The sequence below is a fragment of the Mesorhizobium temperatum genome (assembly GCF_002284575.1).
GTDB classification, from domain to species: domain Bacteria; phylum Pseudomonadota; class Alphaproteobacteria; order Rhizobiales; family Rhizobiaceae; genus Mesorhizobium; species Mesorhizobium temperatum.
On the sequence record NZ_NPKJ01000027.1, the window covers coordinates 22,186 to 36,294 of the forward strand.

Genomic DNA, 14,109 nt, shown 5'->3' on the forward strand with positions numbered 1-14,109 from the left:
ACATGCATTAGTGCCCGCTCATTCGGCGGGCTTCGATCCCGATCTTCCGCCCGGTTTCGTAACAAGTTCCCGCAACCATTTGCGATGATGCCGCCAGGCCCAGCCGCCCGTCACCGAACCGCGTATCATGGCGGGAATCGTACCTCGCACCCAGAGGGCCGAATAGGCATGGATGATCCAAACGCCGATTATCGCAACGGCGGCGATGGCATGAACGAGGAGCGCCACCCGCTGTTGACCGACCGTCGTGTAGGCGGAGAAATACTGATCCCAGATGACCAGGCCACTCGATATCAAGATGACGATCAGGACCGACATGGCCCAGAATACGAATTTCTGGCCGGCATTATACTTGCCGACTTCCGGCACATTCTCCTCGTGATTGGCCAGCACGTCGCGGATGCGCGCGAGCCAGGTCCCGTCTTCGCGCTTCCACAGATTCGCTTTCCAGAACCGGATGAAAAGCCCGAAGAAGCTGAAGAAGAGAACGACGCCGATCCACGGATGGATGAAGCGCGTGAACTGGCCACCACCGAACAGTCCTGACAGAAAGAAAAGGCTCGGGTGAAACAGCGCGAGGCCGGACAGGGCAAGCAGGATCAAGCTCGCCGCCGTGATCCAGTGATTTATCCGCGCGCCCACCGTATACCGGTCCACCGTGACGGGCTTGCCCGGATGAACTGCATTGTCAGGTTCGACATCATGCGCTGTCATGGCGGTCACTCCGCACCAGCCGTTCGGCATTCTCCTCATCCGTGTCCGAAACCCTGTTCGGTCCCATCACCAGATGGTGGAGCAGGCCGACGCCGGCCGCGACCCCAAGCACGGTCAGGCCGGCATATTTGGTGATACCTTTCCAGGCTTCCACGAGAGGACTGATCCTCGGCTCCTTCGGCAGGCCGGAATAGAGTTCGGGCTGATCGGCGTGATGCAGCACGTACATCACGTGCGTTCCGCCGACACCAGGCGGATCGTAGAGGCCGGCATTGGCATAGCCGCGCGCCTTCAGGTCGGTAATGCGGCCCTCGGCATGCTGCTTCATCTCTTCCTTTGTGCCGAAGACGATGGCCTGGGTCGGACAGGCCTTGGCGCAGGCTGGACCCTGGCCGACGGCGACGCGGTCCGAGCAGAGGGTACATTTGTAGGCCGTATGGTCGACGCGGGAAATGCGCGGGATGTTGAAGGGGCACCCCTTGATACAATAGCCGCAGCCGATGCAGTTCTCGTGGACGAAATCGACAATGCCGTTGGAATATTGAACGATCGCACCGGGCGCCGGACAGGCCTTGAGGCAGCCCGGATCTTCGCAGTGCATGCAGCCATCCTTCCGGATCAGCCACTCGAGGTTGTTGGTCTCTGGGTTCTCCCACTCGCTGAAGCGCATAAGCGTGAACATGTCCGGCGTCAGGTCGGGCGGATTCTCGTATACACCGGCGTTGACGCCGACCTCCGGATGCGTGTCATTCCACTCGATGCAGGCTGTCTGGCACGCCTTGCAGCCGATGCATTTCGAGACGTCGATGAGCTTGGCCACCTCGGTCAGCCGCTCGGCCGGCGCGGGTACCGTCGAGGCGGAACGGCGGACGAGATCCTTCTCCGAGAAGCGGGGCGCCACGTCCGTCACCGAAGGATTGGCAATTGGAGGAAACATCGCCGCCTCCCTATGCTACCGGCCCGGAGACGGGCTCGATATTGACCAGAAACGCCTTGTATTCGGGCGTCTCGATGTTGGCGTCGCCGACATAGGGCGTCAGCATGTTCGGGCCGAATCCCTTCTTTGCCGCCCCGGTGAAGCCCCAGTGCAGTGGAATGCCGACGATGTGGACGGTCTTGCCGTCGCAGGTCAGCGGCTTGATCCGCTTGGTTACCATCGCCTTCGCCGTGACCGAGCCGCGCTTGGACCAAACGCGCACCCAACCGTCCTTGGCGATACCTTTTTCGGCCGCTAGCTGTTCCGATATCTCCACAAAGAACTCCGGCTGCATCACAGCGTTGACGACGACGTGCTTGGTCCAGAAGTGGAAATGCTCGGTCAGGCGGTAGGAGGTCGCCGCATAGGGGAACTCCGCCGAGGCCGGCTCGGCGAACTGCCTGAAATCCCCTTCGAATACCCGCGCTGCCGGGTTGCCCCTGACGTTGGGCGCGACCGGATTGACGATCGGCGATTCGAACGGCTCGTAATGCGCCGGGAACGGTCCGTCCCGCATCATGCCTCGGGTGAAGAGGCGCGACACGCCTTCCGGATTCATGATGAACGGGCCGACCTCGCCGGGCTTCGCTGTCGGCGCGATGTCCGGGACGTCATAACCCGACCATTTCGCCCCGTCCCACTCGATCACCTTGCGGTCGGGATCCCAGGCCTTGCCGTTCAAATCGGCCGACGCCCTGTTGTAGAGGATGCGGCGATTGGCAGGCCATGAGAACGCCCATTTCAGATAGGCGCCTGTCTCGTCGGGATCGTCAGTGTCCCGGCGGGCCATGTTGTTGCCCTTCTCGTTGAAGCAGCCGGAATAGATCCAGCAGCCACAGGATGTGGAGCCGTCGTCGCGCAGCGCGGCGAAGCCCGGCAACAGTTTTCCGGCCTCGGCAAGCACTTTGGTCGGATCGGCCGTGTCCGTCACCTTCGCGAGCGCGCGGCCGTTGATCTCCTGGGCGATTTCCTCGGCCGTCGGATCGCCCGGATCGGCATAGGGCCAATGGAGATTGAGGATCGGATCGGGGAAGGCGCCGCCTTCCCCGCGATAGAGTTCCTTCAGGCGAAGATGTATCTGCGCCATGATCCAGGTGTCGCGCTTGGCCTCGCCCGGCGGTGTGCCGCCGGCCCAGTGCCACTGCAGCCAGCGCCCCGAATTGGTAAGAGAGCCGTCGTCTTCGGCAAAGCACGTCGACGGCAGCTCGATCACTTCGGTCTGGATCGCCGACGGATCGACGTCATTGTGCGCGCCGTGATTTTCCCAGAAGCGTGCCGTCTCGGTAGCCAACGGGTCCATGACGACCAGGAGCTTGAGCTTCGAGAGCGAGGCCGTGATCTTCTGCTTGTTGGGGAACGCTTGCAGCGCGTTGAAGCCTTGGCAAAGATACAGGTTGATCTTGCCCTGGTGCATCATATCGAAGGCGCGCAGCACGTCGTAGCCGGGCACGTCGAGCTTCGGCAGGTAGTCGTAGGCAAAGTCATTTTCCGGGGTTGCCGCCGAGCCGTACATGGCCTTCTGGAAACTGACGAAGAACTTCCTGTAGTTCTGCCAGTAGCTCATCTGGTTCGGCCTGAGCGGCTTGAAACCGCGCGTCGACATATAGGCGTTGAGGTCCGGTTCCTTCTCATTGGGCAGCGTCAGATAGCCCGGAAGCAAGTTGGACATGAGACCGACATCGGTCAGCCCCTGGATGTTGGAGTGGCCGCGCAGCGCGTTCATGCCGCCACCGCGAACGCCGATATTGCCCAGAATGAGCTGCAGCATCGCCATGGCGCGGATGTTCTGCGAGCCCTTCGAGTGCTGCGTCCAGCCGAGCGCGTACATCGAGGTCATCGCCTTGGTCGGCGACGAGCACTCCGCCACCATCTCGGCCACCTTCAGGAACTTGTCCTTCGGCGTGCCGCAGATGCGCTCGACCATCTCCGGCGTGTAGACCGCGACATGGTTCTTCAGCAGGTTCCAGACGCAGCGAGGATTTGCCAGCGTGTCATCGACGACGGCGAAACCGTCCGCGCCGATCTCGTAGTCCCAGCTCGACTTGTCGTAGTCGCGCTTCGCCTCGTCGTAGCCGGAAAACAGGCCGTCCTGGTAGGTGAAGCCCTGCTTGACGACATAGCCGGCGTTGGTGAACGCCTTCACATAGTCCCGCTGCACCTTGTCGTTTTCGATGCAATAGTTGATCAGCCCGAGCAGGAACGCGATGTCCGTGCCTTGACGGATTGGTGCATAGAGATCCGACACCGAAGCCGAGCGCGTGTAGCGCGGATCGACGACAATGAGCTTGGCGCCACGGTTGGCCTTCGCCTCAGTGACCCATTTAAAGCCGCAAGGATGGGCCTCGGCAGCATTGCCGCCCATGATCACGACAAGATCGGTGTTCCTGATGTCGGTCCAGGAATTCGTCATTGCTCCGCGGCCGAATGTTGGGGCGAGACTCGCCACCGTCGGGCCGTGTCAGACACGCGCCTGATTATCGAACACCAGCATGCCCGTGCTGCGGACCACCTTGTAGGTCTCGAACGCGGTTTCATTGGTCGTCGCCGAAGCGGCGAGGAAGCCGGTGGTAATCCATCGGTTGACCGTCACACCGTCATTGTTCGTTGCGACGAAGTTCTGGTCGCGATCGTCCTTCATCAGGCGGGCGATGCGGTCGATCGCGTCTTCCCACGTTGTCGGCTCGAACTTGTCCGCCCCGGGCTTGCGGATCATCGGCTGTTGCAAGCGGGTCGGGGCCTTGACGAAGCCGAGCAGGGCCGAGCCCTTGGGGCACAAGGTGCCGCGGTTGGTCGGATGGTCGGTGTCGCCCTCGATATGGGTGATCTCGGCCTGTTCGCCCTTCCTGAGATCGCCCTTTGAGTAGAGGATAACGCCGCACGCCACCGAGCAATATGGGCAGGTGTTGCGTGCCTCGGTGGTGTTGGCGAGCTTGAAGGATCGTATCGCCGCAGCATGTGCGGCTTCTATATCGCCGAAGCCGAGAGCTCCAAGCGTAGTACCGGCGAGACCCGCGCCTGCCGTCTGCAGGAACGCGCGCCGTGACAGTTCGATGTTCATTTGAATGTCCTCCCGAAGCGGATGCTCCGAAGGGCATCCCGAACCAAGGGTACGAAGGCATTTTGATCCAAAATAGGACAAAGTCAAACAAAGCCAAGTGTGTGTTGTACCAGGGTCGTCCGACTGCTCTGCATTTCATACCGACTTATACTTGACAGCTTCACTCATGTTTTAGGATGAGAGAGTGCGATTGACGCTTGTCCAAGGATAATCTTACAGTGTCGCGTGGTATTGAAAACGGCTCCCGCGTGCCGGGGCGCTTTTCGGACGACGGCCGACGGTGGCATAAGCGTGCGCTCCGAGGCTGCGCATGTGTCCCGCTTTTCCTCATCAAGCGTCTTCGGACCGCTCTCACCGTCTCCTCGTCTGATCTCTCCGTTCCGTCAAATCGGTTCCCGAACGAGCGCCAGCGTGCGGCCAAGGCCAATTCCGCAGGCTCGGAATCTCGCTCGGTGCCAACCTAAGGAGGCTTGCCATGGCAGTCGCCCTCTCTCCTGAAGTCGCCGACGTTCCTGTGCTTCGCTTGACCAGTCTCGCCCATGGCGGCGGCTGCGGTTGCAAGCTGGCGCCGTCCGTACTTCAGCAGCTTCTCGCAGACCAGGTCGAGACCAATCCCTTTCGTCAGCTTCTTGTCGGCACCGAGACCGGAGATGACGCCGCTGTGTGGCAGCTTGACGAGGACACCTGTGTCATCGCTACCACCGATTTCTTCATGCCCATGGTGGACGATCCGTATGATTTCGGCCGGATCGCCGCGACCAACGCGATCTCCGACGTCTATGCGATGGGCGGCCGGCCAATCATGGCGCTGGCCATTCTCGGTATGCCGCTCGACAAGATGCCGACGCATATGGTCCGAGACATTTTGAAGGGCGGCCGGGCAGTTTGCGCCACCGCCGGAATCCCGGTCGCCGGCGGCCACTCGATCGACTCGCCGGAGCCGATCTATGGTCTTGCCGTGATCGGTACATGCCGGCCCGATGACGTCCGGCGCAATTCGGGCGCGAGGCCGGGAGACGCCTTGATCCTGACGAAGGCACTCGGCGTCGGCATCTACTCCGCCGCCTTCAAGAAGCAGGCGCTCCCGCCCAGCGCCTATATCGAGATGATCGCCTCGACCACCCTGCTCAACCGGATCGGATCGGAGTTCGCGCAGGATGAGAGTGTCCATGCGATGACCGACGTGACCGGTTTCGGACTGCTCGGACATGCTCTCGAGATGGCGCGCGGCTCAGGCTGTGTTCTCGTCATTCGTGATCGCGAGGTTCCGCTCTTTTCCGAAGCGGTGCTGTTGGCAGAGCAAGGATTTGTCACCGGCGCTTCGCGGCGCAACTGGGCGAGCTATGGCGATGCGGTGCTCCTGCCTGCCGATATGCCGGAGTGGCGGCGCCATCTTCTCACCGATCCACAGACTTCGGGCGGGCTGCTCGTCGCCTGCAAGCGCGACAGAGCGGCGGTCCTGGTCGAAAAGATTGTCGCGGAAGGTTACGCGTCGGCTTGCGTGATCGGCCATGTCGAGCCCGGCGCACCCGCGATAACGGTCCAGTGAAGCCGTTAAACCTGCGCGCCTAGCGAGGCGAGGTGTGGACGCGATGAAATCTGTAACCGTCGAACGTCATCTGGCGTGATGTGCGCCTCGGCTCTTGATCGCTAAGCGCCGTCTCGGGTGCGGCTGTGCGGATATTCCCTACGCGACATGCACTGTGCGCTGCCTCGGCTTGATCGCGGTGGCCAGCAGCAGGCCGGCGACGATAAAGGCAGCGCCGGCGAGGTCGTAGTCGTGCAAGCCTTCCCCAAGGAACAGATAAGCGAGCACGGCAACGAAGACAGTCTGCAGATAGAGCAGCATGCTGGCGCGCCCGGCACCAAGCGTCTCGACGCTGCGGTTGTAGAGGTAATACATCAGAGCGCCGCCCGGGCCAGCGACATAGGCGAGTGCCAGAAGGCCGTTCGCATGCAGCGCCGAACGCTCCCCGGAAAACAGTTCCCAGAGATAAAGGGGCAGTGCGGCCAGCGCGCCGGCTCCTAGCAGCAGGACCACCATCGGCAGAAGCTCGATAGCGAATTTGGAGCGACGCAGCAGCACAGTGTAGAGGCCCCAGCAAAACGCGCTGCCGACGATCCACAACTCGCCGGGATTGAACTGGAGCCGCATCAGCGCGGTAAGGTCGCCGCGCGCTACGATCACCACCATCCCGACCAGAGCGAGCAGCGCACCAAGCGCCTTCCAGACGCCGAGGGGCTCGCCGAGCACGAAGCGGGCAAGCACCATGGTTATGATCGGCGACAGGGCCATGATGATGCCGGCGGTCGTCGCGTCGGTGTAACTGAGGCCCGTGTAGATCATGCCCTGACAGAGGGTCAGCCCGATTGCGCCGATGGCTACCACCTCGATCGCCCGGGATTGGACCAGCACGAGCATCGCCCCATGATGGCGATGGACGATAGGCAGCAGGATCGCGCAGGCGAGCGCCAGCCGCCAGAAGCAGAGCGCCCAAGGCGGCATCTCGGGGGCAACCCACTTGGCTGCGATGTAGACGCCGGCGGACAGGAGCCAGCAGAGCGTCGCGGTGGAATAGGCGAGAGGAAGCGATACCCCGGCTGTCGCCTTCGCTACGCTTGGATGGGCTATCGGCAGCGATTGCATGTCCGTCTCCTCCACCGCCGATCTTAGCAAGATTGCTGCGTCTTGCCGAGCAGCAACGCCTCCTATTTCACCAATCCTTGTGCGGCGGTTTTTGTTTTCCGTGTGGAACACAGGCCAACGACGAAAGATCGACTTCTGCAGCCGTAGACAAATGCTGCCAGATCGGATCCTCCCGCCGATCACAACCCGCGACCTCTCCCCCGGGCGCGGGCTGTCATCCATTTGACCGATGCGCTGATCATGGAAGGTACCCACATTACAAACTGGATCAGTCCCTCTGATCCCAACAGACCGTTGCCCGCGACCTCTCCCGGAGGCGCGGGCTTTTCAATTCACAGGCTGGTCCGCAACGCGGCGCTTTTCAGACATTTAGTCCGAGCAGTTGAACGTCTGCTGCCCAGCGCCCGACCTGAGCCTTATAACCAGCCTTTCGAAGCTGGATGATGGACCGACATATCTCAGCTTTTGTGTCGAAGCGCGTCGACGAGCAGAGTGAAAGCGGGGGACGCTTGACGGCGGCTGGGATAATAGAGGTAATATCCTGGCCAAGCCGGCGACCACTCATCCAGCACCCGCATAAGGCGACCGCTCTTAAGATGAGGCTCCGCCACGTCCTCCGGCACATAGGCGAGGCCGAAACCATCCAGCGCGGCTTCGAGAATCCCGACGGTGCCATTCAGGACGATCTGGCCGTCCACCCGCACCTTCAGTTCGCGACCGTCTCGCTCGAAATCCCAGGCCCACAGCCCGCCATTGGTGGAAAAGCGCTGGTTGATGCAAACGTGACCGGTCAGTTCCAGCGGCGTCGTCGGCGGCGGCCGCCCGGCGAAATAAGACTTCGCACCAACGACGGCGAAGCGGACATCCGGTCCGACGCGTACGGCGATCATGTCCTTTGCAACCTGCTCTCCGAGCCGCACGCCGGCGTCGAACCGCTCTGCGGCGATGTCCGTCAGTGCATTGTCAATGAAGACCTCGACCATGATGTCGGGATAGTCCGGCAGCAGCTTCGCCAGCTTCGGCCAAAGCACGGATTTGAATGCGTGATCGCTGGCGGTGAGCCGAATGGTGCCGGCGGGCCTCTCCCGCAACTCGCTCAATGCATCGAGTTCGGCCTCGATCTCCGCGAAATGCGGGCCGATGTTGCGAAGCAAGCGCTCGCCGGCCGCTGTCGGTGAAACGCTGCGGGTCGTGCGGGTCAGCAGACGAAGGCCCAGGCGCTCTTCGAGCTCGCGGATCGTGTGGCTCAGTGTGGACTGCGAAATCCCGAGCTGCGCGGCGGCCCGCGTAAAGCTGCCTTCCCGTGCGACGGCCAGAAAGGCCAGAAGCATATCATGTCTTCCGCGCTGCATTTATGGCTCATGCCGATAAGTCGATACTCATTATACAAGCTAGTGAGACGAGTTGCACCCGGGCACGATCGACGTGGAATGTCCTAAACGGATCAGGCGTTCGGTGATCGACAACCGCAACGGGCGCGTCACGAACGCCAACTTCGCCGAATATGCTGTGCCGGTTCACGCCGACGCGCCGCCCGTCATGGACGTGATCTTCGTCGACAAGGAAGACCTATCATGCCCTTAAACGTCTAAAATGGTAGAGGGGAGGGAACTGCAATCCAACATTCTCCGTGCGCCGGCAAAACCGGCGGGCGGTAGCACTTCCACTCGGTGCGCCAGCACACCGCATCGCCGACACCATCGCTCTTGGAGCGAATTTCTTCATTCCCCTGCCAGCCGTGGCGCGCGGATCATTTCGGCTTCGCCGGAGAGCGTGGCGACCCACGCCGTCAGCTAACCACTTCTCGCGACGCGATAGAGGGGCAAAGAAAGCTTTGCGACAGAGCCCGTTTGGGTCCCAAGCGACACACACCGTGGCCAGCAACGGTAAGACTGTGATACCATTGCACAAGTTGCGTCGCCGCCGGCAGACTGCCGTTCCCGCGAAGCCGGACAAGCGCAAGTGCTCAGTGTCGTAAGTCTCAACCCGTTGAACAAGTAGCTGCGGATTATGGAACTTGTCTTCGCCCTTGGCCTGATCGCCTTCAAGGTCGCGTTGCTGATTGCGATCCTGCTGCTGCTGCCCTTGCCGCTGACGTGGCTCGAACGCAAGATCGCCGGGCACATGCAGCAGCGGATGGGGCCGATGCGCGTGGGGTGGCACGGCTTGCTGCAGCCAGTGGCGGATGGAATCAAGCTCTTGACCAAAGAGGACCACATCCCGGCCGAGGCCGACCGCTTCCTGTTCAAACTGGCGCCGATCCTGGCGCTCGCCCCGCCCTTCGTGGTGTTCGTCGCGATCCCCTTTGGCGAAAGCGTCTCGGTTCTCGGCACCGAGATCACGCTCTACGTCTCCAACATGAACGTGGCGCTCCTTTTCGTCTTGGCGGTGATCGGGATCGAGGTCTATGGCGTCATCTTCGGCGGCTGGGCCGCGAACAGCAAATACGCGGTCCTGGGCAGCCTCAGAACCTGCGCGCAGATGATCAGCTACGAGATCCCGATGGGGTTCGCAGTCATTGGCGTGGTAATGCTGGCGCAATCCATGAGCCTGCTCGATATCGTGCGGGCACAGGCCGATGTCTGGAACATCGTCTACCAACCGGTCGGGTTTTTCGTATTCTTCGTCGCCGGGCTGGCCGAAGCGCAGCGCATTCCATTCGACCTGGCGGAGGCGGAAGGCGATCTGGGGGCCGGGTTCCATACCGAATACAGCGGCATCCGCTTTGCGTTCTTCATGGTCAGCGAATACGCCGTCATGCTGCTGGTGTCGGTCCTGTCGGTCATCCTGTTCTTCGGCGGCTGGAACGGCGTGCTGATTCCGTTGCCGCCGCTCCTCTGGTTCGCGCTCAAGGTCGCGTTCTTTCTCTATGTGTTTATGTGGTTCCGCTTCACCTTCCCGCGCTATCGATACGACCAACTGATGGCGATCGGGTGGAAAGTCTTGCTTCCACTGTCACTGGCGAACATAATGATAACAGGTGTTGCTTTCCTTTGAGGGCCACTCCAAGCGAGGCGGCGATGTCGCGCGCACTGCACATAAGTGGAGCATGGATCGGCTGGGCATTCTTCGCCGATCTGGCGGACGCTCTGGCGCTGACTTTCGGCTACATGTTCTCCAGATCCGTGACCATGCAGTATCCGGACAAGGAGAAATGGTTACCCTATTCGCGTTACCGCGGGCACCATTTCCTGAAGCGCGACGAAGAGGGCGAAATCAAATGTGTGGCCTGCGAACTCTGCGCGCGGATTTGTCCCTGCGACTGCATCGAAGTCGTCCCCTACGAGGACGAGAAGGGCAACCGGCGCCCGGCAAAATTCGAGATAGACATGGCCCGCTGCCTGTTCTGCGGGCTGTGCGAGGATGCTTGCCCGGCGGACGCGATCGCGCTTGGCCAGCAGTACGAATTCTCGAGTTTTTCCTCGCGTGACCTGGTGGTCGGACGTGACGACCTGCTCGGCAAACCGGGCAAGGCGACGACCGGCGGCGGCGTGGTCGCCGCGCGCCTGAACACCGAACAGGACGTCCTGGTCGAGACGAGCGAGCCGCAGGGATACAACTGGTGGCGGAATATCCGCCGAACGTGAACGCGCGGCAGCCGTCAAGCCGGAGCACAGGAGGCTCAGATGCTTGTCCGCCAAATCTTGAAGACCAAATCTCCCGAGCTCATCTCGGTTACACCAGATCAGACGGTCGTAGAAGTCCTGCGGCTGTTTCGGGACAACAACATCGGATTCGTGGTCGTCAGCCGTTCGCCCGGGGAATGCCTGGGCACGCTGTCGGAGCGGGACTGTTGCTATGCGGTGGCTGAATACGGAATCGAGGCGCCCACAATGCGGGTCGCCGACATCATGAACCGCAGTGTGGTGACCTGTTCGACACAGGATTTGCTGCCCTTTGTGATGTCGCTCATGACCGACCGACGCACGCGCCATGTGTTGGTCATGGATGGCGACGCTTCTGTCGGCGTGGTGAGCATCGGCGACGTGGTCAAGCACCGGCTCGACGAATTGCTCCGTACCGAGCAAGCGTTGAGCGATTACATTGCCGGGACCCCTTATCACTGAGGATGCAAACCAGAGGGAGCCGATTCGGGTGACCTGCCCGGAAGCTCGGCAATGCCTCGGCCGCGACTTTCAGGGCGCGCCTCGACTCCGGTGGCGAAGGCAGCGTGCGCCTTTTGAACCTCCACCGGACAAGGGTATTCGCCCCGCCGCATAAGGCTGTTGAGACGCAGGTCTCTATAGTTTTCCGGTACGAACACGAGGCCCCGGGGAAAATGCCTATTGACCTTGAGCTGCGCCCTCAGTTCGCCCTGGGTGGATCGTACGATCACCTGATCGCGATCCGAAAGGCCAAGCTGCGCGGCGTCCCACGCGCTCATCTCGACATATGGGTCATCCGCGACCGTATTCAGGATCTCCGAGCGTTCGGAAAGATATCCATTGTGGAACAGGCAGTTGCCGGTGACCAACATGAGCCGGTCGGCCGCATTCGGGGTAGGCGGGGGGGCGAAGAACTCGCCAGCCGGCGGCGTCGGGTCCGCCGTGGTGAATGCTCCGTCGGCGCCAAGCCCGTCCGGCGTCAGCCCTTGGTAGGCCGGAACCAGCTGGGCAATCTCGCCGAAGATTTCGCCTTGTATCGACGGTTGCAATGCCTGGTTGCGGAGCGCTGCGACGAAGTCCAAGATCGCCAGATTGCCCCGCGCCTCGAAGGCGGGTTCGCGGAACTTGCGGACCGCCTGGATCCGGCCCTCGTTGTTGGTGAAGGTGCCGGATTCCTCGCCATAACCCGCCGCAGGCAGGACGACATCGGCCAGACCCACGGTATCCGTGAGGAAGGTGTCCTGCACGATCAGGAGATCGGCCGCATCAAGCGCCCGCTTCACGAATCCCCGGTCGGGATAGGCCATCAGGGGGTCGCTTCCGGCGATATAAAGCGCGCCTACCCGCCCCTCGTTACAAAGCGCCAGCATGGCGTCGAGATCCGCGCCCGGCTCAGGTGGAATTTCGGCGCCCCACGCCCGTATGAGAACTGTGCGCGCCGCATCATCATTGACCGGGCGCAGCCCCGGCAGGGCCGCCGGCAGAACCCCCATGTCCCAGGCGCCCAGCTGGTTGGCTCGGTCGAAGAGGAACTGCATCGCTGGGCCCTTGCCGAGCACGCGGAGAACCCGCAACAGGTTGGTGAGCTGCTGCAGCGTTGCGCGCGCTTCGGAAAGCCTCAGGAGGTCGGCGCTGACAAGCACAGCGACGCTCCCGCCGTCCAGCAGCGCAGCGGCTAGACGGCCCGGCCCGTCGCTGCCGGTGGTCGCTGCTGCCCAGCCGGTTGCCGCGCCGACGCCCGCAAGAACCTCGCTCGGCAAGGCTTGGCCGGCCGCCGCCACGAGACCGGCCACCACTGCGGCAAGGGCCGCAGCCTCAGCGCCCGGAGCAACACGAACGACCGCTCGGGCATCGGCGTCCAGCCGGGATGGCCGCGCCGAGAGCATGAGCAACCTGGTCTGCCGCCGCCGGGCGCTGTCTCGCAGCAGGTATTCGGTGACCGGGTTCTCGTCTGTGACATTGCCACCGACGACAAGCACGCAGTCGTTGCCGATCACCTCTTCCAGCGGCGCGCGGCTGTGGAAGCCCGCCACGAACGGGCCGAGCGTATCGAAGGGCGTGGACCAGCGCGACGAGCAGTCGATGTTGTTGGTCCGGAATACCGTCCGCATCAACTTCTGGAACTGGTACAGCACCTCGTTGGGCAGGCGCGGCGAGGCCAGCCCGCCCGCAGCCTTGCTCTCGACGGCCGACAGGCGCCGGCGCAGGTAGTCCCCGGCTTCGTCCCAGGAAACCGGAACCAGTGCGCCGTCACGACGGATCATCGGCCGCTTGATCCGGTCCCGGCTCCCGACGAAGTCGAGGCCGAAGCGCCCCCGAACGCAGAGCGTTTCGCGATTGACGCCATGCTCCCACTTCGAGCGGACCCGCATGAACTCGCCCTTGCGCGCGCCGACGGTGAGCTGGCAGCCGGTGCCGCAATGCGGGCAGACCGTGTCGGTCTCGACCAGATCCCAGGGCCGCGCCTTGTAGCGATAGGGGAAGCTCATCAGTGCGCCAACCGGGCAGACCTCGACGCAATTGCCGCACTGGTCGCAACTCGCGAGACTGCCCTCGAAGCCGGTGACGGCGGTGTCCATGCCTTTTTCGATGGTGCCCAAGGCGACCGCGCCGACCACGTCCTCGCACATCCGGACGCAGCGCTGGCACTGGATGCAGCGGTTGACGTTCATGATGATGACCGGGCTGAGACGGATGTCCTCGGAGTGGAACACACGTTTGGCATCGCGGAACCGGCTTTCCCGGGGCCCGTATGCCATCACCATGTCCTGAAGCTCGCACTCGCCGCCCTTGTCACAGATCGGGCAGTCGAGGGGGTGGTTGGCAAGCAGCATGTCGAGCATGGAAGAGCGCGTTTCGTCGATCAGCGGCGTGTTCGTCCGCACCACCATGCCGTCGGTGACCGCGGTGGCACAGGAAGGTTGCAGCCGCCGCTGCCCTTCGATCTCCACCAGGCACATGCGGCAGGAGGCCAGCGCCGGCAGCCGCTTCAGATAGCAGAAGGTCGGGATTTCGATGCCCAAACGCTCGGCGGCCTGCAGCACCGTAGAGCCTGCCTCCACTTCCAGCGTTTGTTCATCGATCGTGACGCTAACCATGACTTCTTGCG

The 14,109-nt window shown here is 62.3% G+C and carries 11 protein-coding genes; 5 read left to right on the forward strand and 6 right to left on the reverse strand.

Going from position 1 to position 14,109, the window contains the following annotated elements; all coding sequences use genetic code 11:
• Positions 1 to 18 precede the first annotated feature (18 nt).
• The 3 genes from CIT26_RS08005 to fdnG are packed head-to-tail and all read right to left on the reverse strand — an operon-like array spanning position 19 to position 4,748.
• On the reverse strand, positions 19 to 714 hold the full coding sequence (locus tag CIT26_RS08005; protein ID WP_095492084.1) for a formate dehydrogenase subunit gamma: 696 nt from the start codon (positions 712 to 714) through the stop codon (positions 19 to 21).
• Positions 701 to 1,651 carry a formate dehydrogenase subunit beta gene (gene fdxH, locus CIT26_RS08010; RefSeq protein WP_095492085.1) on the reverse strand — a complete coding sequence of 317 codons (951 nt, stop codon included), beginning with the start codon at positions 1,649 to 1,651 and terminating at the stop codon, positions 701 to 703. The genes CIT26_RS08005 and fdxH overlap by 14 nt, the downstream gene beginning before the upstream one ends.
• A 10-nt stretch (positions 1,652 to 1,661) precedes the next feature.
• Entirely contained in the window at positions 1,662 to 4,748 is a 3,087-nt protein-coding gene (gene fdnG / locus CIT26_RS08015; RefSeq protein ID WP_095492086.1) for a formate dehydrogenase-N subunit alpha, read from the reverse strand.
• 475 nt (positions 4,749 to 5,223) lie between these two features.
• On the opposite strand from fdnG, the gene selD reads away from it, so the two are divergent.
• On the forward strand, positions 5,224 to 6,297 hold the full coding sequence (gene selD / locus CIT26_RS08020) for a selenide, water dikinase SelD (RefSeq protein ID WP_095492087.1): 1,074 nt from the start codon (positions 5,224 to 5,226) through the stop codon (positions 6,295 to 6,297).
• Positions 6,298 to 6,435: 138 nt separating this feature from the next.
• Here selD and CIT26_RS08025 read toward each other — a convergent pair whose 3' ends face one another.
• Complete coding sequence (locus CIT26_RS08025; RefSeq protein ID WP_095492088.1) at positions 6,436 to 7,395, reverse strand: DMT family transporter; 960 nt, start codon at positions 7,393 to 7,395, stop codon at positions 6,436 to 6,438.
• Between the two features lie 458 nt (positions 7,396 to 7,853).
• Entirely contained in the window at positions 7,854 to 8,747 is an 894-nt protein-coding gene (locus CIT26_RS08030) for a LysR family transcriptional regulator (protein WP_095492089.1), read from the reverse strand.
• 103 nt (positions 8,748 to 8,850) lie between these two features.
• Between CIT26_RS08030 and CIT26_RS38230 the strand changes: the two genes are divergently transcribed.
• From CIT26_RS38230 to CIT26_RS08050, 4 genes are all read left to right on the forward strand, one after another.
• Positions 8,851 to 8,979: a hypothetical protein gene (locus CIT26_RS38230; RefSeq protein ID WP_280951100.1), complete on the forward strand. Its 129-nt coding sequence runs from the start codon at positions 8,851 to 8,853 to the stop codon at positions 8,977 to 8,979.
• A 426-nt stretch (positions 8,980 to 9,405) separates the two neighbouring features.
• Positions 9,406 to 10,392 carry an NADH-quinone oxidoreductase subunit NuoH gene (gene nuoH / locus CIT26_RS08040; protein ID WP_095492091.1) on the forward strand — a complete coding sequence of 329 codons (987 nt, stop codon included), beginning with the start codon at positions 9,406 to 9,408 and terminating at the stop codon, positions 10,390 to 10,392.
• Between the two features lie 23 nt (positions 10,393 to 10,415).
• Positions 10,416 to 10,982 carry an NADH-quinone oxidoreductase subunit I gene (locus tag CIT26_RS08045; RefSeq protein ID WP_095492092.1) on the forward strand — a complete coding sequence of 189 codons (567 nt, stop codon included), beginning with the start codon at positions 10,416 to 10,418 and terminating at the stop codon, positions 10,980 to 10,982.
• A 39-nt stretch (positions 10,983 to 11,021) separates the two neighbouring features.
• Positions 11,022 to 11,462: a CBS domain-containing protein gene (locus CIT26_RS08050; RefSeq protein WP_023800391.1), complete on the forward strand. Its 441-nt coding sequence runs from the start codon at positions 11,022 to 11,024 to the stop codon at positions 11,460 to 11,462.
• Here the strand turns inward: CIT26_RS08050 and nuoG are convergent.
• Positions 11,456 to 14,098 (reverse strand): NADH-quinone oxidoreductase subunit NuoG, encoded by a 2,643-nt coding sequence (gene nuoG, locus CIT26_RS08055; RefSeq protein ID WP_095492093.1) that lies wholly within the window; start codon positions 14,096 to 14,098, stop codon positions 11,456 to 11,458. The genes CIT26_RS08050 and nuoG overlap by 7 nt on opposite strands.
• Positions 14,099 to 14,109: the final 11 nt, after the last annotated feature.

What these genes read in the sequence shown, in the direction of transcription:
- nuoH (WP_095492091.1), top strand. Translation starts at nt 9,406, where the DNA reads ATGGAACTTGTCTTCGCCCTTGGCCTGATCGCCTTCAAGGTCGCGTTG.
- selD (WP_095492087.1), top strand. Translation starts at nt 5,224, where the DNA reads ATGGCAGTCGCCCTCTCTCCTGAAGTCGCCGACGTTCCTGTGCTTCGC.
- CIT26_RS08005 (WP_095492084.1), bottom strand. Translation starts at nt 714, where the DNA reads ATGACAGCGCATGATGTCGAACCTGACAATGCAGTTCATCCGGGCAAG.
- CIT26_RS08025 (WP_095492088.1), bottom strand. Translation starts at nt 7,395, where the DNA reads ATGCAATCGCTGCCGATAGCCCATCCAAGCGTAGCGAAGGCGACAGCC.
- CIT26_RS08050 (WP_023800391.1), top strand. Translation starts at nt 11,022, where the DNA reads ATGCTTGTCCGCCAAATCTTGAAGACCAAATCTCCCGAGCTCATCTCG.
- CIT26_RS08045 (WP_095492092.1), top strand. Translation starts at nt 10,416, where the DNA reads ATGTCGCGCGCACTGCACATAAGTGGAGCATGGATCGGCTGGGCATTC.
- fdxH (WP_095492085.1), bottom strand. Translation starts at nt 1,651, where the DNA reads ATGTTTCCTCCAATTGCCAATCCTTCGGTGACGGACGTGGCGCCCCGC.
- nuoG (WP_095492093.1), bottom strand. Translation starts at nt 14,098, where the DNA reads ATGGTTAGCGTCACGATCGATGAACAAACGCTGGAAGTGGAGGCAGGC.
- CIT26_RS08030 (WP_095492089.1), bottom strand. Translation starts at nt 8,747, where the DNA reads ATGCAGCGCGGAAGACATGATATGCTTCTGGCCTTTCTGGCCGTCGCA.